A 22,179-nucleotide genomic window follows, 5' to 3' on the forward strand; every position below is an offset into this window, starting at 1 on the left:
AAAATAACTTATTTTAGGAATTTCTCTTTTCAAATATTATATCATAGCTTGGTGATTTTAGATTGTCCATTTGTTTAATTTATGGTAAAATAATAGAGAATTTGTCCAAAAAATTCGTAAAAAATTGTAAAAGAGGTAAAGACATGCCATCATTGATGATTATGCTTGTCTTTGCGCTCCTAGGTTTAGCCATTGGTAGCCTGTTGATTTCTTTGAAAATGAAAGCTTCAAAGGAAGCGGCAGAGCTAGCCCTTCTCAATGCTGAGCAAGAGGCGACTAATCTTCGCACCCAGGCAGAACGGCAAGCAGAGGAACTTGTCCAGACTGCCAAGCGAGAATCCAGTGCGTTGAAAAAAGAAGTCCAGCTTGAAGCAAAAGAAGAAGCGAGAAAGTATCGAGAGGATATCGAGAAAGAATTTAAATCTGAAAGACAGGAATTGAAACAAATTGAGGCTCGTTTGGCAGAACGTGCTTCAAATCTTGATCGTAAAGATGATAATTTAAGCAATAAAGAGAAAACACTCGAGAAAAAAGAGCAAAGTCTCGCTGATAAAACTAAACACATTGATGAGCGCGAAGCAAAGCTGACAGAGTTAGAAGCTCAAAAGACAGCAGAGTTAGAAAGAGTCGCTCAGATGAGCCAGGTGGAGGCGCGTGAGATCATTTTGACTGATACGCGTCAGGGCTTGGAACATGAAATTGCTGGTCTGATTAAGGTTGCCGAAGCGGAAGCTAAGGAAAAATCAGACAAGGTGGCCAAGGATCTCCTGGTTCAGGCCATGCAGCGGATTTCTGGGGATTATGTGACTGAGCAGACGGTGACCTCGCTCCATCTGCCAGACGAAAACATGAAGGGACGGATTATCGGGCGTGAGGGCCGTAACATCAGGACCTTTGAAAGTTTGACAGGGATTGATGTCATCATTGACGATACTCCTGAGACAGTTGTCTTGTCAGGGTTTGACCCGATTAGACGGGAAATTGCCCGTATGACCATGGAAACCCTCCTCCAGGATGGGCGTATCCATCCAGCTCGGATCGAAGAGTTGGTAGAGAAGAAGCGCCTTGAGATGGATCAGCGGATCCGTGAGTACGGTGAAGAGGCCGCCTACGAAATTGGGGCACCTAACCTCCATCCTGATCTGATGAAAATCATGGGACGTTTGCATTTCCGTTCGTCCTATGGGCAAAATGTCCTAAGACACTCTATCGAGGTTGGTAAACTGGCAGGAGTGATCGCAGGAGAGCTGGGCGAGAATGTTGCCTTGGCTCGCAGGGCTGGTTTCCTACATGATGTCGGCAAGGCCCTTGACCGCGAGGTTGAAGGCAGTCACGTCGAAATCGGTATGGAGCTTGCTAGAAAGTATAAAGAAAACCCTGTTGTGGTTAACACGATTGCCAGCCACCACGGAGATGTGGAAGCTGAATCAGTCATTGCTGTCATTGTTGCGGCAGCAGATGCTCTCAGCGCTGCTCGTCCAGGTGCACGGAGCGAATCGATGGAAAACTACATCAAGCGTCTTCAAGAGCTGGAAGAGATTGCAACGAGCTTTGATGGCATCCACCAAGCTTATGCCCTTCAAGCAGGCCGTGAGATTCGTGTGGTGGTCAAGCCTAACATTGTTAAGGATGACAAGATCACTATTCTAGCGCATGATATTCGCCAGAAAATCGAGAAAAACCTGGATTATCCAGGGAATATCAAGGTTACTGTGATTCGGGAAACCCGTGCGGTTGACTATGCCAAGTAGATAGACTCTAGCCAAGAAAAAGCACTTGAAATCAGGTGCTTTTTCTGTTAAACTAGTAGGAAAGCAATTGAGGAGTTGACATGAAAGAGCGAGGCTTGCTGATTGTCTTTTCAGGACCATCTGGTGTTGGAAAAGGAACGGTTAGAAAAGAGATTTTTGAACATCGGGATAATAAATTTAAGTATTCTGTCTCCATGACAACACGGCCTCAACGCCCGGGTGAGGTCGATGGCATAGATTATCATTTCCGCACGCGCGAGGAATTTGAAGACTTAATTCGTCAAGGCCAGATGCTGGAGTACGCAGAGTATGTCGGCAATTACTATGGGACACCGCTCAATTATGTTAATGAAACACTTGATCAAGGGATTGATGTTTTCTTAGAAATTGAGGTTCAAGGGGCTTTGCAGGTCAAATCCAAGGTACCAGATGGGGTCTTTATCTTCTTGACGCCACCTGACTTAGAGGAGTTGCAAGATCGTTTAGTAGGACGCGGGACAGATTCGCAAGAGATCATTGCCCAGCGAATTGCCAGAGCCAAGGAAGAAATTGCCCTCATGCGCGAATATGACTATGCTGTGGTCAATGATGAAGTCCCCTTAGCTGCAGAGCGGGTCCGGCGCATCATTGAGGCGGAACATTTCCGTGTCGAGAGAGTGATCGGCCGCTATGCTGAGATGGCATGCGCAGAAGTTCCAGCTAAATAAAAATAGAAACGAGATAAACCATTATGATGTTAAAACCGTCTATTGATACCTTGTTGGACAAGGTTCCATCAAAGTATTCCTTAGTCATTTTAGAAGCGAAACGCGCCCACGAATTAGAAGCGGGTGCAGCACCGACTCAGGATTTTAAATCAGTGAAATCTACCCTTCGTGCCTTAGAAGAAATCGAATCGGGTAATGTGGTGATTCATCCTGATCCAGAGGCAAAACGTGAGGCTGTTCGTCGCCATGCAGAATTGGAGCGTCTCCGCAAGGAAGAAGAAGAACGTAAAATCAAAGAGCAAATTGCCAAGGAAAAAGAAGACGGCGAAAAGATCTAGCCAGGTCTGGTGCGTCCTTGATACACTAGTGAAGTTGAGACAAGGGCTCAACTTCTCTTTCTTTATGCTGATAGGGAAAGGAGTAAGAAATGAAAAAGATCGCTAAGGTTATTGTGGATGTGCCTCTGATGCAGACGGACCAGCCCTATTCCTATACGATTCCTGAGGCCTTAGATGGTCTGGTTTCAAGGGGAATGCGGGTCCATGTTCCTTTTGGTAAGGCCAACCGCTTGCTCCAAGGTCTGGTGGTTGACGTTGAAGAAACTCAAGAGCTTGAGGTGGAACTCAAGGAGCTTGCGGAAGTCTTGGACACCCAGCCGGTCTTGACAGAGGAATTGCTTTGGCTGGCAGATGCCATGCGTGAGACCGTCTTCTCCTATAAGATTTCAATCTTAAAAGCCATGCTTCCTAATGTCCTCAATTCGACCTATGATAAGTATTTGTTCCCCTTGGAAAGTTTGCAAGAGGCAGTGCGGCAGGAATTGTTTGGCCAGGAGGCGTCTATTCGTTTTACGGAACTTTCGGTTGAGAAACAGGCCCAGGTAATCCGTCTGGCGCAGGAAGGCCATATTCGTGTGGAGTATGTGGCAGAGGACAAGAAAAAGGTTAAAACGGAAGCTTGGTACCGAGTGAATTCTTCCTTACTGGCAAGATTTGATCCTGGCAACAGGGCTAAGAAGCGTCAAGAGCTTCAGACCTTCTTGCTAGAAAAGGCAGGCGATGGGCGTTTGGCTGATTTGAGACAGGCTTTTTCAGCACCAGTTGCCAAATTCTTCCTCGAAGCAGGTCTTCTTGAGGCTTTTGACAAGGAGATCAGTCGGAGTCAGGCTTATTTTGAGAACATTAAGCCCAGTCAACCATTGACACTCAATGCTGAACAAGCCCAGGCAGTTTCAGCCATCACAAGCCAGATGGGGCAGGAATCCCAGACCTTCTTACTTCAAGGGATTACAGGCTCTGGCAAGACAGAAGTCTATTTACAAGTGATTGAAGAAGCTCTGGCAAGAAACTTGACAGCCATTATGCTGGTTCCAGAAATTTCCTTGACGCCTCAGGTGACGGAGCGTTTTGTTAGTCGTTTTGGAGACAAGGTGGCCATTTTACATTCGGGGCTGTCCGATGGGGAAAAATATGATGAGTGGCGAAAAATTGCAGCTGGGAAGGCCCAGGTAGTGGTTGGTGCCCGCTCTGCCATCTTTGCGCCCTTAAGACATCTCGGAGTCATCATCATTGATGAGGAGCACGAGGCGACCTATAAGCAGGACAATCATCCACGCTACCATGCGCGGGAAGTTGCTTCCTTGCGGGCTCGCTACAATCAAGCTAGCCTCGTTCTAGGTTCTGCAACCCCTAGCCTGGAAAGTCGAGCCAGGGCAAGCAAACAGGTTTATAACCGTCTCGTTCTGAGCCAAAGAGCTAATCCCAAAGCCCAGATACCAGAGGTGACGGTGGTTGATTTTAGGGACCATATTGGGCAAACTGAGGCAGGGAATTTCACACCTTATCTTCTTGATAAGATTCAGGAAAAATTAGCTAGAAAAGAGCAGGTGGTTCTCCTCTTGAACCGCAGGGGCTATTCAAGTTTTGTCATGTGTCGTGATTGTGGGGCTGTGGAGGAATGCCCCAACTGCGACATTTCCCTGACCCTGCATATGGATACTCGCTTGATGCACTGCCATTATTGTGGTTTTACCAAGGAAATCCCTCAGACTTGCCCGTCCTGTCAAAGCAGGTCCATTCGTTATTATGGAACAGGAACACAAAAGGCTGTCAATGAGTTGCAGGCGCTTTTACCTGAGGCGCGTATCTTGCGGATGGATGTGGACACAACCCGTCAAAAAGGCGCCCATGAAAGACTGTTAGAGGCCTTTGGACGCCAGGAGGCAGATATTTTACTAGGGACTCAGATGATTGCCAAGGGCTTGGATTTTCCAAATGTGACCCTAGTCGGAGTCCTCAATGCAGACACGGCCCTCAACTTACCTGATTTTAGAGCTTCGGAGCGAACCTTTCAGCTCCTGACCCAGGTGGCAGGCCGAGCGGGCCGGGCTGACAAACCAGGCCAGGTGATTATTCAGACCTATAATCCAGACCATTATGCGATCCGGTTTGCCAAAGATCAGGACTACGAAGGCTTTTACCACTATGAGATGGCCATCAGGAGGCAGCTCCGTTACCCACCTTATGTGTACACGGTTGCCTTGACCCTATCGCACAAGGATGAGACCTTTGTTGCCCAACAGGCTTATCGGGTGATGGGCCTATTGAGAGAGCAGTTGTCCGATCAGGTCCAGCTCCTTGGACCGACGCCTAAACCGATTGCACGGACCCATAATTTGTACCATTACCAAATTCTAATCAAATACCGCTTCGAGGAGCATTTAACCCAAGTTCTGAATCAAATCTTGGATTTAACTCAAGAAGCCTCCAACAAAGATCTCAAACTCAGCATTGACCACGAACCGCAGAATGTCATGTGAGGGATAATAGAACGGTTTTACGCTCACTTTGACCCAACCAGTTTGCGGTACTGCCCAGGGGTGAGAGCGAGTTCTTTCTTGAATACCCTGTGAAAATGACTTTCGCTTTGATAGCCCGATTGCTGTGCGATTTCATGGATTGAAAGCTTTGACTCTAGCAACAATTGGCATGCTTTATTTAATTTGGTTTGAGCGATATGCTGCGAAACAGTCAGTCCTGTTTGTTGGCGAATATGCCTAGAGAGATGGCCTTGGCTATAATTCAAGTGCTGAGCAAGTTGTTTTAGAGTGATGGTTGAAGCCTGTTTTTTGATGAGATCCAGACAAGCTTTGGATAACAGGTCTGAGGAAGGATAGTTAGGCTTCGCTTGATCGAAGATGCTGTATAAAATAGTCATAAGATGAGCAATAGTAACGAGTGTCGGCTGATACTCGTTTTTATAATAATGAAGAATTAAGGTTTTGAGATTAAGCATAAGCTGTTCATTTGTAAGGGAAGGTTCAAGAATAAGAGGGGCTTGGAAATGTTGCTTTGAAAAATTCGAGTCCAGCTCGGTTATTTTTTGAAAGAGATCAGGATGAATCAAAAGATTGACGATAGTGGTTGGCTGAGCATCGATAGGGGCAATTAAATGGGATTCTCCGATAGGAATGAAGCAAAAGCTAGGGCTGTCTAATACATGGGTAGTTTCCTTCGTGAGATGAAGGAGACGTCCTTCTAAAACAAAGAATAATTCAATGTAATCATGATTGTGCCATTTGGTAGGATATGTCATTTTATGAGATGTGATAGCCAGTTGAGCAGTCTTTGGCAAGCGGAGGGCATCGAGAAGATCTGCAAAATAAATGTGGTTGGCTTCGTGTTGGATTTGATTAAAAGGCAGAAAGTCTTTATCAACACTTAAGTAGTTTTCAATACCTGATAAGAATGGCTGATTAATCTCAAATGAGGGCAGTTTCCAATTGTTTTTCACCATATCATTCCTCTTTCGTTTTCTGTTGATGTCATATTATCACAGTTTTTTGTCATGAGCAAGCATTGAAAGGTACGGAGATTCTTGTATACTAAAGCTACTAAAACTATTGGAGGGCATTAGGTTGCGTAATCAGAAAGAAAAATGGACTGGACGATGGATTTCAAGTGAGCACGCCAGAGTATCAGAAGAACCAGAGTTTTCACTTGAGGAAATGTTCTCTGGGCAGATTCGCCCTCAAGCTCCTGTTGAGGAGCGATTGCATCCAACTGTTTATTTTAAACGGGTATTTGAGACTCAAAAACCAATTGCTTCTGCTCGGCTTATCATGACCTGTCAAGGGATTTATCAATCCTATTTAAATGGCCAAAAGGTGACTGAGGCGATTTTTACGCCGGATTATACGGATTATAACGATTTCCTCATGTATCAAACCTATGACGTGACAGCATTGATGAGAGAGGGTCATAATGTACTGGCAGTTGAGGTGGCAGATGGCTGGTATGCAGGTCGAATCAGTGTCCAAGGCGGGAGTGCACAGTTTGGAGACCAGCTGGCTTTATTGGCTGATTTAGAGGTCACATTTGAGGATGGGTCTCGGGTCGTTATAGGGACAGACGAGCATTTTAGTGCGGGTTCTGGCAAGCATCGCTATGCGGACATTCAAATCGGTGAAAAACAGGACTTGAGGTTAGAGACAGATTGGAAAAGGTCCCTAGAGTCCTTAGAGTTAGCCGTTTTTGAAGTAGATGCAGATTATGGACGGTTAGCCCCTCAAGAAGGACCGATGGTCTATCGCCAAGAACAATTTCCTGCTCAAGCTTTTTGGAAAGAAGACGATGCGCTTATAGTTGATTTTGGACAGGTCATAGCGGGCCGTGTGAGATTAGAGGCTTTCTTGCAAGATGGTCAAGAGATTAAGCTAGAACATGCCGAAACCTTGGATGAAAATGGCAACTTCTTTCAAAATATTGTTGGGCGGAATAAGGATGCGACCGATAGCTTTATTGGGCGAGGTCGCAAGGAGGTTTTAGAACCAGATTTTACCTTCCATGGTTTTCGCTATGTTAAGGTAACTGGCTTGAAGAAAGAGAAGATAACCGCTATTAAAGCCATAGCCATTTACTCTGAAATGGAGAGAACAGGTTACTTAAAAACCAGTAATAACAAGGTTAATCAGCTCTTGTCCAATATTTTATGGAGTCAAAAAGGCAATATGCTCTCTGTTCCGACGGATTGCCCTCAAAGAGAGCGTGTTGGATGGACAGGCGATATGCAAGTATTTGCCCCGTCCTCGACCTTCTTTTTAAAAACGGAAGCATTGATCAGGAGATGGCTTAAAAGCGTTCGGAGCAATCAAAAAGCCAATGGGGAAGTGATAGATTACTCGCCTGCACCCAAAGATGCAGCAAAGAGTGTCGCTTTTACAGGGGCGTACTCTTCAGCTGGTTGGGGAGATGCGATTATTATGGTCCCCTGGACCCTCTATGAACGCTATGGCGATAAAGCGGTCTTGGAGGAGAACTATGATGCCATGGTGTGTTGGTTTGAGTTCTCTAAGAATAGTGCAGCAGGAGATAAATCTGGCGCTGCGCGCTATATCTGGGATACGAAGTTTCATTACGGGGATTGGATGTTTCCGAGCTTTATGATGGAAAATCCCAATCCTATGAAGACGGCAGAGGTGACCAAAGACCTTGTGGCAACAGCTTTCTTAGCCCATTCGGCTGAGTTATTGGCTACCATTTCGGAGCTACTGGGAAAAGATGGCTCTTCTTATCTGGCTTATTCTCAAAAAGTCAAAGAGGCGTTTACGGAGTATTTTGTCACTGCAGATGGCCTGTTGACAAAGGATTACCAAGGTTGTTATGTTTTAGCTTTAGCCTTTAATATGGTGCCCCAAAAATATCAAAAGGCGTTGATTGCTCGTTTGGTCACCTTAATCCATGAGAATGGAGATCGATTGGATACAGGATTTTTATCCGTCCCCTACCTTTTGGATGTCTTATGCACATGCGGTGAAACGGAGCTGGCGAAAACGCTCTTCTTCCAAGAAGCCTGTCCGTCTTGGTTTTATGAAGTGAATCAAGGGGCAACGACGATTTGGGAATCATGGGCAAGTATTCAGCCAGACGGTAAAGTTGGCACCTTCTCATTTAATCACTATGCTTTTGGCTGTGTTTTAGACTGGATAATCCGCGAAACGGTTGGTTTAAAACCGGTGGCACCAGGGTATCAGGCTGTTTCTGTTAGACCAAGTCTTGAAATCGTAGACGCCTTTGAAATGTCCTATCAAACACCTTTTGGTGAGATCAGGATTCAAAAAGATGGAAAACAATGGGCAGTGAAGTCGCCGGATAAGATCCAAATGATGATCGATTTGTCAGCTGTGGGAGGAGAGTTGACTGAATCAATCTAAAATCTACGAAATGAACACACAAAAGGGATTATTTAGCGATAGTGTAAACGATATCAATTGCGTAAAATAGAACCATAGAAAAAACAAAAAGGAGCTTATCCTATGGAAATCAAACAACCTCAGGAGAAGTTAGACAAAAAGTTTGCCTTCTTCCATGCAACGTCTGTTAGTGGACCAGCCATGGTAATTGCTGCTGCAATGGCATCATTCCTAAGTATTCATATGACGGACAACCTAGGAATTAGTGCTACATCTGGTGCATTGATTATGTTGATTGCAACATTATGGGATGCCATTAATGACCCTATGATGGGTGTCTTGGCTGACCGTACGAAATCTAAGTGGGGACGGTATCGTCCATACTTCTTACCTGCTCCATTGCTACTCACTTTCTTTGCGACTATGGTTTGGGTCGTACCCGATTTCTCAGCATCTGGGAAGTGGTGGTATTTCTTATTGATGTATATTGGCTATGGGATGACTGTGACGATGTACACGATGCCACAGATGGCTATTTTACCAGCCCATGTAAAAGAGGATCGTAACCGTAACTTGATTATCTCATTGGGTGCAGGTGCAACTGCGATTTCCTTTACCATTGGTTCGTCATTTGGTATGGATATCAAGGCTTGGTTTGAAGCAACTCTCGGTGTTTCAAATGGTTATATTCCATTTATGTTAATCCTTGGAGCCTTATCTTGCGTAACTTTCTGGGGCTTATTTGGGTCTGCGAAGGAAAAATATATTGAACCACTTCCTGATCGCCCACTTTCGGAAGATTTGAAACGCATTTTGAAGCATAAAGAATTAGCACCGTTTATCGTGGTTTGGGTTTTAGCTTCTCTAGGGTATGGCTTAGGTTTTGCAGCATCGGTTTATTATGTCATGTACTATTGGGCTCGTCCAGATTTGATTGGTAGATATATGGCATTTACTTCTCCAGCTGGAATCATCTCTATGATGGTGGTTATGCCGTTGGTGCTTAAATACTTGAAAACTGCTCAAAAAGCATTGGCCTTCTCAGTCTTTGCATCAGGTATTTTCTTTGTTGCCCTCTTCTTCTTTGGTAAAACAAATTTTATTCTTCTGGTTGTCCTCAGCTTTGCAGCTGCCATGTTCTCAACCATGCAAAATGCCTTGGTTAACGTTTTGGTTAATGATGCCATTGACTATATCCAATTTACAGAAGGAATCTCTGCTAATGGTGTCATCTCATCTATTAAAGGGTTTGCTCAGAAGTGTGGGAATGCTTTAACCAACTCAGGTGTTCTATTTGTCCTTGGCTTGGTAGGCTATGTCCCTAACGCTATTGGGCAGCAAAATGAAGCGACCATGTTTGCCATTAACTTCTTACGTTTTGGTGCTCCGGTTGTTATCGGTTTGATCATGCTGTTAGCGCTTCGCTTCAATCCAGTTGATAAACATCGTGAAGATATTGCGGCTATGAAGGCATTAATTCGTGACCACTCTGACGAAAATCACGAGGCATAATCTCTAAATAATAAGTCGTAGCGATTTGCAAAAAGGCTCTATATCTGTGATATGGGGCCTTCTTTGGCAATAAGTCATCACTCAATGCTCATACGAAATAAAAATCAAAATCTCAACCACGGATGGTCATCAGGGAACGCTCTGCTTAAGGAAAGCATCCAGACAAATAAACCTCTGAAAACCCATACTATTCAGATTTTGAATTCAAGTTATTAAACATACGAAATGAACACTATTTAGAGAGGAAATGACCATGGGAACGGGAAAAGAGATCTGCTCAAAAATGACGTTGGAAGAAAAAGCAGGACTGTGTTCAGGGGCTGATTTTTGGCATTTGAAAGGTTTGGAGCGTTTGGGGATCCCAAGTGTTATGGTCAGTGATGGCCCGCATGGGCTTAGGAAGCAAGATATGGTGGCTGACCATCTGGGCATTAATGACAGTATACCGGCTGTCTGTTTTCCAGCCGCCTGCTGCACAGCTGGTTCTTTCGACCGTGAATTGCTCAAACAGATGGGAAAGGTCATTGGTGAAGAATGTTTGGCAGAGGAGGTATCCGTTATATTAGGTCCTGGTATGAACATCAAACGGTCTCCTTTGTGTGGACGAAATTTTGAATATTTCTCAGAAGATCCTTATCTGACGGGAGAGTTGGCCAAGGCCTTTGTCCAAGGGGCTCAAGGATGTGGTGTTGCAACTAGTCCCAAACATTTTGCGGTTAATAATCAAGAAGCATGGCGGATGAGTATTTCAGCAGAAGTTGATGAACAAACCTTGCGAGAAATCTATCTTCCAGCTTTTGAAACGGTTGTCAAAGAGGCACAGCCCAAAACCATTATGGCATCCTATAATCGGATTAATGGTGTCTACGCCTCTGAGCATCATCGGTTATTAACGGAAATTCTGCGTGACGAATGGGGATTTGACGGTTATGTCATGTCAGACTGGGGAGCAGTAGATAGGCGTGTGGAAGCCCTGAAAGCGGGTCTTGATCTGGAAATGCCCAGCTCTAATGGGATTAATGATGCTGAGATTGTTCAGGCGGTAAAGGACGGGAGGCTTGAGGAAGCTGTTTTAGATCAGGCGGTTGAGCGGATTTTAACGGTTATTTTAGACTATACCTCTCGTTATCAAGCAGTTGTTTGGGATAAGGAAAAAGATCATGCTGAGGCGAGACGTATCGCAGAAGAATCAGCGGTTCTTCTTAAAAATGAAGGTGTCTTACCCCTTAATTCTCAACAAAAAATAGCCTTTATTGGGGAATTTGCAAAGGCCCCTCGTTTCCAAGGTGGCGGCAGTTCTCACATCAATGCCTTTAAGGTATCCAATGCTTTAGATGCTGTATCTGGGCTGGGTAATGTCCACTTCGCGCAAGGGTACCGGTTAGAAGAAGGTACCGAGGAGCAGCTTATTGCTGAGGCAGTTACTTTGGCCGCGAACAGTGACGTTGCTGTGGTATTTGCTGGTTTGCCGGAAAGTTATGAGTCTGAAGGCTATGACCGTCAACATATCGATTTGCCATCTAACCAGAACGCCTTGATTGAGGCGGTCGCTGCAGCTAATCCTAAGACGGTGGTTGTTCTCCATAATGGTTCAGTGGTAGCTATGCCGTGGGCCAATCAAGTAGCAGGCATCTTAGAAATGTATCTAGCTGGTCAAGCTATAGGAGAAGCGACGGTCAATCTGCTTTATGGGAAAGTTAACCCGAGTGGCCGTTTGGCAGAAACCTTCCCGTACCAGCTCGAAGATAACCCGTCACACCTTAATTTCCCAGGCGATGGAGACAAGGTTCAGTACAAGGAAGGTTTATTTGTCGGCTACCGCTACTACGATAAGAAAAAAATGGACGTGCAATTTCCGTTTGGGTATGGGTTGTCTTATACGACCTTTAGCTACCAGGATTTGAAAGTCAGTCATACAACCTGTCAAGATACTGATCAAGTAGAAGTGAGTGTTCGTGTAACCAATAGTGGAAATCGTGCTGGTAAAGAAGTTATCCAGCTCTATGTCAACCGTCAAGTTGATTCATCCCTTCGTCCTGTTAGAGAGTTAAAAGGGTTTGAAAAGATTGCGCTGGGACCTGGAGAATCTAAAGAAGTAACCTTCACACTAACCAAACGCAGTTTTGCGGAGTACAATACCTTATTGGAGGATTGGTATGTGCCTTCTGGAGATTATGTTATTGAAATTGGGAAGGATTCCCGCACCATCGTTTTGAGCCAAAATATTTCAGTAAAGAGTTCTCAGGTTCTCCCCTTCGTCATTCACCGCAATACCACTCTTGGAGAGTTGATGGAAAATCCTAAAACGAGAGCATGGACGGAAGGCCTAAAACGTAAAATAGATGCTTTCTTCCACCCAGATGGTGTGGATCAAGATGATGCGGTTTCTGATGATATAGGTGACAGCATCTTTAAAAACATGCCACTGAGGGGTGTGTTACCATTTGTAGAGATGACTAGTGACGAATTGGATGATGTCATTAAAGAACTGAATGAACAAATCTAAAAGGAGTAACAAATGAATCCATTAGATATTTTTGCGGCATATTCGGCTTACCAAATGAAAGAAGGCACCTGGGCTATTAACTTCATGTCAGGGAGTCAAAACATTTACCTGTTGGAGGGAGAAAGCAGTGCTTTGCTCCTTGATACAGGTTATGGTTCCGGGACCTTGCGAGCATTTGCTGAGCAGTTGACGGACAAACCCTTGATCTGTGCCAATACCCATTTTCACCCAGACCATTCAGGTGGTAACGGCGAGTTTCAGGAGGTTTTAATCCCGAGAGGACATGATTTAGATGACAAATCTGTGACTAACAATACAGGACCGTTTGACATCACAAAGCTTCCTTATCCGGACTACAGACGGGTGACTTTATCGCCAGGTGACACGATTGATCTTGGCGGGCGTATCATTGAGCTGTTAGAGGCCAAGCCAGCCCACTGCAATTCCTCACTCTTTTTCTTCGATGCCAAAGAACGTCTAATGTTCTGTGGCGATGAGATGGAGTCAGCTCAAGTCCTTTTGTTTGAAAACTCGCGAAATCCTGAAGTCGCCAAAACTTACGATGTGAAAGAACGTCTACTGAATTTTAAGGCCAATACAGAACTCTTGCTAGATTATTCAGATCGTTATGATTATCTTTTGCCAAATCATAATGGGGCACCGATTGCGAGGTCCTACTTGACGGACTATCTTAACTTGGTTGAGGGGATTTTTGAAGGCACAGTTGGCATTGAAGATAAACTTAACCATCGCTTTATCGAAATGGATCCAAGGTCAGCTCGTTTTTGCCGGATTCGGTATGGCAAAGGAAGTATCATGATTGAAAAAGCAGAAGTGCTAAAGGTTTATGGAAAAGGAAACTAGGAGGCGTTTATGACAAAAGTGAAACCACGGACCATCGTGACGACGGATGGTGAGATTGATGATATTAATTCATTTATTCGATTGTTGCTCTATACCAATGATTTGGATGTGGCGGGTATTATCCTGACCTCCTCTAAATTCCACTATAGTGGCACAGTGGATAAACCTGCTTATCGCTGGACAGGGACGACCTGGATTCCTGAGATGATTGAACGTTACGCGACGGTTTATCCTAACTTGATCAAGCATAATCCTGACTACCCAACGCCAGATCATCTCCACAGTCTTTACCATATTGGCAACATTTCAGATGTCGGTGATATGGCTGAAGAAACGGATGGGTCTAATCATATGGTTTCGGTTCTTTTGGATGATAACCCTCAACCGGTGTATATCCAGACTTGGGGTGGGACCAATACAACTGCTCGTGCCCTTAAGACGATTCAAGAGCGGTATGAAGGAACGCCAGAATGGCCAGCGATTAAAAAGAAGGTGGAAGATAAGGTTGTTCTCTACATTATTCTCAACCAAGACGAAACCTATGAGCAATACATTGCCAAGCACTGGGACTTGACCATCATCAATGACTACACCAACTTTGGTTTTTTTGCCTATGTTTGGCGTTATCTTCCTGAGAAGACTCAGACTGTTTTCCAACCGGAATGGTTCAAAAACCATATCAAGAATAAGGGGGCGCTCTTAGATCAATATGCCTTGATTGGGGACGGTCACTACCTTGAGGGGGAAGCAGAGGAGTTCCAATTCGGGACACAGGATTACCTCGATAAACACCCTGAGGTGAAGCCTTATTCCTTTATCTCAGAAGGTGATTCTCCTTCTTATTTCTATCTGTTAGCCCAAGGTTTGCGGGGATTTGAACATCCGACTTACGGTGGCTGGGGTGGTCGTTTTGATCTGCTTCATGGAAAGACCTATGGCAATAAGACAGCTGATTATAATCCTGAGACAGGTCGTTTTGAAACAGAGTACAGCATTGCTCGCTGGATTCCAGACATTCAGGCAGATTTTGCAGCAAGGGCGAACTGGTGTGTCGCAGAACGTTTTGATCAGGCGGTGCACTACCCAGAGTTTAAGGACCAGCCCCGTAATCTCACGGTTGAAGCTGGTCAAACCGTCACCTTATCCGATCCAGCCAGTGATCCGAATGGTTTCCCCTTGACCTATAAATGGTCCTGCTATTATGAGGCTTCTAGCTATTGGGACTTGAGCCAAGTCCCCCTTCAGACGGTGATGGGAAAACTAGGCCATATGGATATTCCCATTGCCCAGCATTCCGAGCCGATGCCCAGCTAGGAGACACCTTTCATCTCTTGTTAGAGGTGGCAAATCAAGCCGAAACCCCATTGAAGTCTTATCAACGTTACATTTTGACTATAGCTTAAAGAAAGTGTGAACCCATGTTAAAACTTGCACCTTATTTCCAAAATCACATGCTGCTTCAAGCAGGTGCTCCTCAGAAAGTTTGGGGAAAAGCTGCTCCGAAGGCTACTATTCACCTCTGTCTTCAAACTCACAAACGAGAAGTCCTTGCTGATGAGTTTGGGAATTGGGAGATTTTACTGCCACCTCTAGAGACCTCTTGGCAAGAGGAATTACGGGTTTGGACGACAGACTCAGACGAGATTTGCTTGCGTCTTGCTATCGGGCAACTGTGGCTAGCAGGTGGCCAGTCCAATATGGAATTCCACATGCGCTATGAAAAGCACCTTCAAGAAGAACTGTCACAGCTGGCGGATCACATTTATTTCTACGATGTGCCAGAAATGGCTTTTGCGCAGGCTGTGGAATATTTTGATTTTTCAGAAATGGGCAAATGGCGTATGGCAGATGCTCAAAATGTAGAATGGTGGTCAGCGGTTGGGTATTATTTTGCGAAACATTTATCAAGAGCCATAGACAGCCCGATTGGGGTCATCGGTTGTAACTGGGGTGGCACTAAAATCCAATCATGGATGAAACTGGAAACGATTCGAGAGCTAGATGCTGAAACTTTCGATGCCTACCAAGATTGGTTACAGACGCAAGATATGGCAGCTTACTGGGAAAAGCAACGCACTTCTCCACTAAACCATAGAGGTCTTCCTTTTGAAGATGCTTTTGGAGAATTGGTGATGCCAAGGACAGTTCAAGCAGAGGAATTTGGCGCCTTCTTGACACATGTGGGTGAGGAAATCAAAACCTATAGGAGCACATTGCAGCCCCAAGCTCTCCCTGCAAGTTTATATGAGCATATGGTTCTTCAATTAGAACCGGTTGCGATAGCGGGTATTCTTTGGTATCAGGGAGAAAGTAATGATGTAGAGGGCAAACAGTACCGCTATAAGTCTTTGTTAAAGGGGCTTATCACCGATTGGCGTGAGGTTTTTGGAGAAGAAACACCTTTTTATATCATTCAATTACCAGGTTATGAGTCTTGGCTGGAGAATAAGGCTATTCGGTATGACATCATTCGTAATTGCCAGCAGGAGGCAGTCAAGGAAACAGATTTGACCTACCTCTGTTCCATTTCTGATCTAGGCGAACGATTTGACATACACCCTAAAAATAAAAAGACGGTAGGGGAACGACTAGCCTTGTTAGCCCAAAAACACACCTATGGCTATCCGATAGAAGCAGATGCCCCTATGCTATCACAGGTGACTTATGAGGCGGGGCAAGTGGTGCTTCATTTTAACCATGCTGAAGAAGGATTGGTGATTAGGGGTGAGCGAGTAGCATGTCTGAAAGTGGAGGCTAATGGTGAGGCGCTCTCCTTTACAGAGAGGCTTGACCGAGATAACCTGATTCTAAGGCTTTCAGAGGCCAAGGATTTCACAGAATTGCGTGTCAGTTTGGGACAATCCAACTGGATGACCCTCAATTTATATAATCAAGCAGGGATACCCGCTCTGCCATTTTGTGAAACAATTCAATTATAAAAAGTGATTTAGAAAGTGTGATGAGATGATTATTGAAAGATTTACGTTAGACGAAAACAGAACCAATGTTGATTTAACAACCTATGTCCTTAGTGACTCTCCAGAGTTGCTCGATGGGAAAAAGCGGCCTGCTGTCTTGATTTGTCCTGGTGGGGCTTATCTGAACTGTTCAGACCGTGAAGGGGAAGCGGTCGCTTTGCGCTTTGCGAGTATGGGTTACCACGCTTTTGTTCTTCGTTACCATGTCCTTTTAGAAGCAGATGATGCGTTTGAAGAGGTCTTTTCAGGTCAGGTAAAAGGCAGAGCAGATACGGTGTTTCCTGCAGCCATTCATGATATCGCACAGGCCTTCACTCTTATCCATGACCATGCAGAAGAATGGTTAGTTGACACGGATAAGATCGCTCTTTGTGGTTTTTCTGCTGGAGGAAATAACGTGACCAACTACAGCGTTCATTGGAACAAGCCGATTGTAACAGATTATTTTGATGTCAACAAAATCAAGCCAGCAGCGATTATCGCAGGCTATCCTATTACGGATTACTTTGCCCATGAGGCCCATGTTAAAAGGCAAGATCAGATGGCTCAAAGACTCTTTCGAGTGGCTAATCTATCCTTGTTTGGAACAGAGACACCTTCTGAGGAGCAGTTGCTCCAAGCGAGTGCGGCACGGCTAGTCGATGAGGCAACGCCGCCGACCTTTATCTGGGCGACTGCTGGGGACAAGCTCGTTCCAGTTAGCCAATCCACGCGCCTCGGAACAGCTCTTGCGGAAGCGGGGATTCCCTTTGAATTGCATATTTTTGAAGAAGGACCACATGGGCTGGCTCTTGCTACCCAAGCGACGGCAGCAGCTTTGACAGAAGTGAATGCTGACGCAAGGCAATGGGTAGATCTGGCGGAGTCTTGGCTCCAAAAACGCTTTGCTTTACCCTTGAAGGAAAAAAGTCGCTGGGCTTAAAGGAGGATAAGATGACTGCATATGACTTTCAAGTGCCTAATAGCCGTCAGGTTCGCTACATTATTCACACCGATTGCAAGAATGAAGCAGATGATCAGTTTGCCTTAGTTCATGCTTTACTAACGCCAAGTTTCCAAGTTAAAGGTATTATTGCAGGATATTTTGATCAGAATTATGGCCGCTTTGCACAAGGACAATCCGCAAAAGCCAGTTACGATGAAATAAGGACAGTCTTGTCTTTCATGCCAGAATATGCAGAGGTTCCTGTTTTCATGGGAGCAGATAGGGCCTTAGAAGCTAGTGATATTCCCTTGATCTCTGAGGGAGCTCAATTGATCATCGATGAAGCGATGAAGGAGGATCTGAGACCTTTATATATAGGTATGCAGGGGTGTTTGACTGACCTTGCTTCAGCGATTTTGATGGAGCCTCGCATCTGCCAACGGATGACTGCGATTTGGATTGGTGGCGGTGCCTATCCTGAAGGAGGTCAAGAATTTAACCTGATGCAAGACATTAAAGCAGCTAACATTGTTTTTGCGTCTGAGATGCCTTTATGGCAAGTCCCGTCAGATGTTTACAAATCTTTTGCCGTATCGCTGGCAGAATTGCAATACCGTGTAGTCCCTCAAGGACCACTGGGAGCCTATCTCTTTAAGCAAATGGTGGAACTCAATCTTGCCTTGGGGAAGGCTATGCCTGATTTTGATTGGCCCCATGGTGAGCTTTGGGGATTAGGTGACCAAGGCGTTTTAGCAGCTCTAATGCATGAGCAGCAGCGGACCGACCTTTATCAGATGGTGCCCGCTCCTCATATTGATGAGGAAACGATGGCTTATCAGCCGATTGATGAGCAAAAACGGTTGATTCGTGTTTATCGCCACATGGATGTGCGTTTAACCTTAGAAGACTTTTACGCTAAGTTAGCCCTTTATCATCAATCGCATGCCGATAATTAAAAGGAGAAAAAATGTCAGAACACAAGCTTTATATATGGGGAGATAAGATTCCTGGAAATCATCCTGGATCAAAAACGGATCTCATGGATATTCACAACGAGTATACTCAACAAGATTTATTTGAGAAATACCCTGGTATTTGGGATAAAACAACAGACATCATTGGCGATATGTCAGGCAATGCTACCCTTGTTTACCGTCAGGAAATCGAGCATGGCCCTGCAGGGATGACCTATGAGGATAAACCATTTTTAATCCCTTACTTAGTAGAAGGAGCGGATAGTGCCGTTATTATCTGCCCTGGAGGGGCTTATTTGACCAAGTCCATGACTAATGAAGGCGAGCACATCGCTCAACGTCTTAATCAAGCAGGAATCTCAGCGTTTGTCCTCTGGTATCGGACTTATCCTTATCAGGCGCCAGTTCCTTTTTGGGATGCTCAACGTGCCATCCGCTATGTCCGTTATCATGCGAATGATTTGAAACTCAACCCTCAAAAAATCAGCATGATAGGCTTTTCAGCAGGGGGTAACTTAGCTGGTGTCACTGGTTTGGTGACCCGTAACCAAGAGATCTCAGCTGACAGCTATCAGGCAGATGCTATTGACCATGTTTCCGCAGAACTTTCTGCGCTTGCCCTAATCTATCCTGCGATAGCTCTTGAGGATGACAAAATTCTAGTTGTATTAGCTGGGGAAGAAACCTATAACGATAAAGAAAAAGGCCGTGTGTTTGCTGCCAATTATGATATGCGAACGCATGTAAGAGAAGGAGATAGTCCCTTATTTCTTTGCGCAGCCTTAGATGACGAAGTGGTTCCTGCTCATCATATTTTCGACTTGGCAAAGGTTGCTAGTGCTAAGGGTGTTTCTACTGAGGTGCATGTATTTGCAGAAGGAGGCCATGGTTTTGGAGGGTGTCTAGAAGAGCAAATGCCTCAATTTTACCACGATAGGACCTTAGTTGAGCAGTGGTTGGACCTCTATGTTGCTTGGCTATCGAAACTGACTAGATCAGCTCATACTTCTACGAAATAGCCACAGCTATCCAAAAAATCACTCTAGTCAAATGGGGATTCCTGCTGTATACTAGAGAAAAATAAGGCTTAACGATAATTACCCTTAAAAATAGGAGAGAGGAAAAGAATAATGAAGCAGACCTTGTTTAATGACAATTGGAAATTTTGGAAAGATGGCGATTCCTTTGCCCTCGTTTGGGACGTTCCAGAGCACGCTCAGGAAGTGACCCTCCCTCATGATGCCATGATTGCTCTCGAACCTCATGCTGACAGTCAAAATGGTGGCAATACAGGCTTTCGTGACGGTCAAAATTATGTCTATGTTAAAACCTTGACGGTCTCAGAAGAGGACCTTCAACAATGCTTGCTCCTGCACTTTGAAGGGTCTTACATGAATACCTTCGTCTATGTCAATGAGCAGTTGGCTGGTAAACACCACTTTGGCTATACTGGTTTTACCATTGCCCTCAATGACTTTCTTCAGGTCGGTGCCAATGAAATTCGTGTCCAAGTCCGTAATGCAGCGATGAGCAATAGCCGGTGGTATTCTGGCAGTGGCATCTACCGTGACGTTTATCTGCTATCCGGCAACCAACTCCATATCGCTGCGCGCGGTAGTTTGATTAAAACAGTAGAGTTGACTGGTTCAGAAGCCCTGATTGAGGTGGCTGTCCCTCTTCAAAATGAGACGGCGCGTGCCCAGTCAGTGGTCTTAGAAACGGTGATAACAGCACCATCCGGTCAAACGGTTTTGACAGATAGCAGGCCTTACTTCCTTAAAACAGGGGACAATCTGGTCTGCACACAACGCTACCTCTTGACCGATATCAAACCCTGGTCCGACCAAACACCTGATTTGTACACGATAGAGAATCGTCTCTTGGTGGATGGCAAAGCCATCGATACCGAAGAACATCGTTTTGGGGTACGCACGATCAGTGTTGACAGCCAGCGTGGACTTCGTATTAACGGAGAAACGGTTAAGTTACGTGGTGCTTGTATCCACCATGATAGCGGCCTGCTAGGTGCCGCAACATACTTAGATGCTCATCTGCGTCAGGTTAAAATCCTCAAAGAAGCAGGATTTAATGCGATTCGCATGTCCCATCATCCTGCTGCGCCTGCCCTTTTAAAAGCTTGTGATGAGTTGGGACTGTATGTCATGGATGAAACCTTTGACATGTGGACGCGTTTCAAAGGGGATTTTGACTACAGCCTTGTCTTTGAAGACCAATGGCGCAAGGATGTGACAGCCATGGTTGAGACAGACTTTAACCACCCCAGTGTGATTCTCTACTCGATTGGAAATGAAATTCCTGAAATTGGAACAGCTCATGGTAGTCGACTGGCGAAAGCAATCCATGATCATATTAAGGCGATTGATGATAGCCGACCAACACTAGCGGGTATCAACGGTGTCTTTGCCGCAGGCGATAAGATGGGCCAAATCATGGGAGATGTTATGGCGCAAAACGCTGCTGAAGGGATTGAAATTGAAGGAAATGTCAATGACTTTATGACCCTGTTAGATACTAATATGGATAAAATTGTGGTTCATCCGGCGATTACGAAAACCCTTGAGTTTGCGACAGCCAGCACAGATATTGCTGGATACAACTACATGACAGCGCGCTATTATGGCGATGCTAAAGCCTATTCAAACCGCGTCATGGTCGGAAGTGAAACTTATCCACCAGCTATTGCTAGAAACTGGGATATCGTTGAGGAATTGCCGAGCGTTATTGGTGATTTTACTTGGACAGGCTGGGATTATATTGGTGAAGCGGGTGTCGGTGTACCAGCTTACGCCTTTGGGGAAGGAGGTTTCGGCGCACAATTCCCATGCCAATTGGCCTTTGCAGGTGATATTGACATTACTGGTTTCCGTCGTCCCCAGTCCTATTACCGTGAAATTGTCTTTGGCTTGCGTGAGGAACCGTACATTGCCGTTCAAAATCCAAAGCATTTTGGCCAAACCTTGATCAAAACCCCATGGGTCTTATCAGATGCCACTCATTCGTGGACGTGGTCAGGTCTTGAAGGTAAGCCAGTCGTTGTCGAAGTCTATGCCAAAGGGGATGAAGTAGCACTCTATCTGGATGATGCTCTGCTTGAGAAAAAAGTCATCGGTGAAGAATTGGGCTGTCTAGTGCGTTTTGAAACAGTCTACCAACCAGGGGAACTTAGGGCCGTTCTTTACCGTGAGGGTCAAATGGTATCAGAGTCAAGTTTAGCTACTGCAGATAAAACAAAGGCGTCATTGACGCTTGAGCTCTCTCACCAAGGACAAGAATTGACTTATCTTGACATTGCCCATACAGATCAAAATGGTCAGGTCATTGGAGATGAAGAGCTAACGCTTCATCTGACAGTAGAAGGCGCAGAGGTCCTAGGATTTGGCACAGGAAACCCTAAACCAAAAGACCATTACCATAGCCTTGACACCACAACCTTCAACGGGCGTGCGCTAGCCATCCTCAAGAAAACCGCAGAAACCACAACCGTCACCGTTACAGGAGAGGGTTTGACGGGAGAAATAGAGTTTTAAGCAAAAGAGACAACTATAAAACCCAGGATTAGTGAATAAGTACCTGGGTTTTTCGAATGTAGAAAAATCAAGAAAGAATAGGCATACTAAGACTTATTTAAAATCAAAATCTGGAGCGCTAACTTTCTAGAAAAAAGGTTTTTAGTGATGTATCCATTAAACAGAGTTTCAACTAATGACGTTTTTCAGATTTTGATTTCCTTTTAGTATAATACTCGTAGGGG

At 45.0% G+C, this 22,179-nt stretch carries 15 protein-coding genes; 14 read left to right on the forward strand and 1 reads right to left on the reverse strand.

The window, feature by feature from the left end:
- Positions 1 to 143 precede the first annotated feature (143 nt).
- The 4 genes from ABID29_RS02665 to ABID29_RS02680 all read left to right on the forward strand — a co-directional run bounded on the left by ABID29_RS02665 (position 144) and on the right by ABID29_RS02680 (position 5,276).
- Positions 144 to 1,751 (forward strand): ribonuclease Y, encoded by a 1,608-nt coding sequence (locus tag ABID29_RS02665; RefSeq protein WP_354364209.1) that lies wholly within the window; start codon positions 144 to 146, stop codon positions 1,749 to 1,751.
- Between the two features lie 80 nt (positions 1,752 to 1,831).
- Entirely contained in the window at positions 1,832 to 2,458 is a 627-nt protein-coding gene (gmk, locus tag ABID29_RS02670) for a guanylate kinase (RefSeq protein WP_354364211.1), read from the forward strand.
- Between the two features lie 23 nt (positions 2,459 to 2,481).
- Positions 2,482 to 2,796, forward strand: coding sequence for a DNA-directed RNA polymerase subunit omega (rpoZ, locus tag ABID29_RS02675; RefSeq protein WP_168548674.1), 315 nt, complete (start codon positions 2,482 to 2,484; stop codon positions 2,794 to 2,796).
- An 89-nt stretch (positions 2,797 to 2,885) separates the two neighbouring features.
- On the forward strand, positions 2,886 to 5,276 hold the full coding sequence (locus ABID29_RS02680; protein WP_354364212.1) for a primosomal protein N': 2,391 nt from the start codon (positions 2,886 to 2,888) through the stop codon (positions 5,274 to 5,276).
- A gap of 23 nt (positions 5,277 to 5,299) precedes the next feature.
- Here ABID29_RS02680 and ABID29_RS02685 read toward each other — a convergent pair whose 3' ends face one another.
- Positions 5,300 to 6,253: a helix-turn-helix transcriptional regulator gene (locus ABID29_RS02685; RefSeq protein ID WP_354364213.1), complete on the reverse strand. Its 954-nt coding sequence runs from the start codon at positions 6,251 to 6,253 to the stop codon at positions 5,300 to 5,302.
- Positions 6,254 to 6,374: 121 nt separating this feature from the next.
- On the opposite strand from ABID29_RS02685, the gene ABID29_RS02690 reads away from it, so the two are divergent.
- The 10 genes from ABID29_RS02690 (at position 6,375) to ABID29_RS02735 (ending at position 21,955) form a co-directional block, all read left to right on the forward strand.
- The gene (locus ABID29_RS02690) at positions 6,375 to 8,669 is read left to right on the forward strand and encodes a family 78 glycoside hydrolase catalytic domain (protein WP_354364215.1); all 2,295 of its coding nucleotides are present in this window, start codon (positions 6,375 to 6,377) and stop codon (positions 8,667 to 8,669) included.
- 102 nt (positions 8,670 to 8,771) lie between these two features.
- Positions 8,772 to 10,160, forward strand: a complete 1,389-nt coding sequence (locus tag ABID29_RS02695) for an MFS transporter (protein ID WP_354364217.1) — start codon at positions 8,772 to 8,774, stop codon at positions 10,158 to 10,160.
- 253 nt (positions 10,161 to 10,413) lie between these two features.
- On the forward strand, positions 10,414 to 12,666 hold the full coding sequence (locus ABID29_RS02700) for a glycoside hydrolase family 3 C-terminal domain-containing protein (RefSeq protein WP_354364218.1): 2,253 nt from the start codon (positions 10,414 to 10,416) through the stop codon (positions 12,664 to 12,666).
- 12 nt (positions 12,667 to 12,678) lie between these two features.
- A complete protein-coding gene (locus ABID29_RS02705; protein WP_354364220.1) occupies positions 12,679 to 13,530 on the forward strand; it encodes an MBL fold metallo-hydrolase in 852 nt (283 codons plus the stop codon).
- A 9-nt stretch (positions 13,531 to 13,539) separates the two neighbouring features.
- On the forward strand, positions 13,540 to 14,844 hold the full coding sequence (locus ABID29_RS02710; RefSeq protein ID WP_354364221.1) for a DUF1593 domain-containing protein: 1,305 nt from the start codon (positions 13,540 to 13,542) through the stop codon (positions 14,842 to 14,844).
- A gap of 104 nt (positions 14,845 to 14,948) precedes the next feature.
- Positions 14,949 to 16,469 carry a sialate O-acetylesterase gene (locus ABID29_RS02715; RefSeq protein ID WP_354364222.1) on the forward strand — a complete coding sequence of 507 codons (1,521 nt, stop codon included), beginning with the start codon at positions 14,949 to 14,951 and terminating at the stop codon, positions 16,467 to 16,469.
- A gap of 25 nt (positions 16,470 to 16,494) precedes the next feature.
- Positions 16,495 to 17,430, forward strand: a complete 936-nt coding sequence (locus ABID29_RS02720; protein ID WP_354364223.1) for an alpha/beta hydrolase — start codon at positions 16,495 to 16,497, stop codon at positions 17,428 to 17,430.
- Positions 17,431 to 17,441: 11 nt separating this feature from the next.
- On the forward strand, positions 17,442 to 18,389 hold the full coding sequence (locus ABID29_RS02725) for a nucleoside hydrolase (protein ID WP_354364224.1): 948 nt from the start codon (positions 17,442 to 17,444) through the stop codon (positions 18,387 to 18,389).
- An 11-nt stretch (positions 18,390 to 18,400) separates the two neighbouring features.
- A complete protein-coding gene (locus ABID29_RS02730; protein ID WP_354364226.1) occupies positions 18,401 to 19,426 on the forward strand; it encodes an alpha/beta hydrolase in 1,026 nt (341 codons plus the stop codon).
- A 111-nt stretch (positions 19,427 to 19,537) separates the two neighbouring features.
- Positions 19,538 to 21,955: a glycoside hydrolase family 2 TIM barrel-domain containing protein gene (locus tag ABID29_RS02735; protein ID WP_354364227.1), complete on the forward strand. Its 2,418-nt coding sequence runs from the start codon at positions 19,538 to 19,540 to the stop codon at positions 21,953 to 21,955.
- Positions 21,956 to 22,179: the final 224 nt, after the last annotated feature.

Origin of the sequence: Streptococcus rupicaprae (assembly GCF_040545225.1) — a bacterium.
GTDB classification, from domain to species: Bacteria; Bacillota; Bacilli; order Lactobacillales; family Streptococcaceae; genus Streptococcus; species Streptococcus rupicaprae.

Bases quoted from the DNA above. Each gene is read 5' to 3' on its own strand.
- ABID29_RS02665 (WP_354364209.1), top strand. From the start codon at position 144: ATGCCATCATTGATGATTATGCTTGTCTTTGCGCTCCTAGGTTTAGCC.
- gmk (WP_354364211.1), top strand. From the start codon at position 1,832: ATGAAAGAGCGAGGCTTGCTGATTGTCTTTTCAGGACCATCTGGTGTT.
- ABID29_RS02680 (WP_354364212.1), top strand. From the start codon at position 2,886: ATGAAAAAGATCGCTAAGGTTATTGTGGATGTGCCTCTGATGCAGACG.
- ABID29_RS02705 (WP_354364220.1), top strand. From the start codon at position 12,679: ATGAATCCATTAGATATTTTTGCGGCATATTCGGCTTACCAAATGAAA.
- ABID29_RS02735 (WP_354364227.1), top strand. From the start codon at position 19,538: ATGAAGCAGACCTTGTTTAATGACAATTGGAAATTTTGGAAAGATGGC.
- rpoZ (WP_168548674.1), top strand. From the start codon at position 2,482: ATGATGTTAAAACCGTCTATTGATACCTTGTTGGACAAGGTTCCATCA.
- ABID29_RS02685 (WP_354364213.1), bottom strand. From the start codon at position 6,253: ATGGTGAAAAACAATTGGAAACTGCCCTCATTTGAGATTAATCAGCCA.
- ABID29_RS02730 (WP_354364226.1), top strand. From the start codon at position 18,401: ATGTCAGAACACAAGCTTTATATATGGGGAGATAAGATTCCTGGAAAT.
- ABID29_RS02715 (WP_354364222.1), top strand. From the start codon at position 14,949: ATGTTAAAACTTGCACCTTATTTCCAAAATCACATGCTGCTTCAAGCA.
- ABID29_RS02710 (WP_354364221.1), top strand. From the start codon at position 13,540: ATGACAAAAGTGAAACCACGGACCATCGTGACGACGGATGGTGAGATT.
- ABID29_RS02695 (WP_354364217.1), top strand. From the start codon at position 8,772: ATGGAAATCAAACAACCTCAGGAGAAGTTAGACAAAAAGTTTGCCTTC.
- ABID29_RS02720 (WP_354364223.1), top strand. From the start codon at position 16,495: ATGATTATTGAAAGATTTACGTTAGACGAAAACAGAACCAATGTTGAT.
- ABID29_RS02725 (WP_354364224.1), top strand. From the start codon at position 17,442: ATGACTGCATATGACTTTCAAGTGCCTAATAGCCGTCAGGTTCGCTAC.
- ABID29_RS02700 (WP_354364218.1), top strand. From the start codon at position 10,414: ATGGGAACGGGAAAAGAGATCTGCTCAAAAATGACGTTGGAAGAAAAA.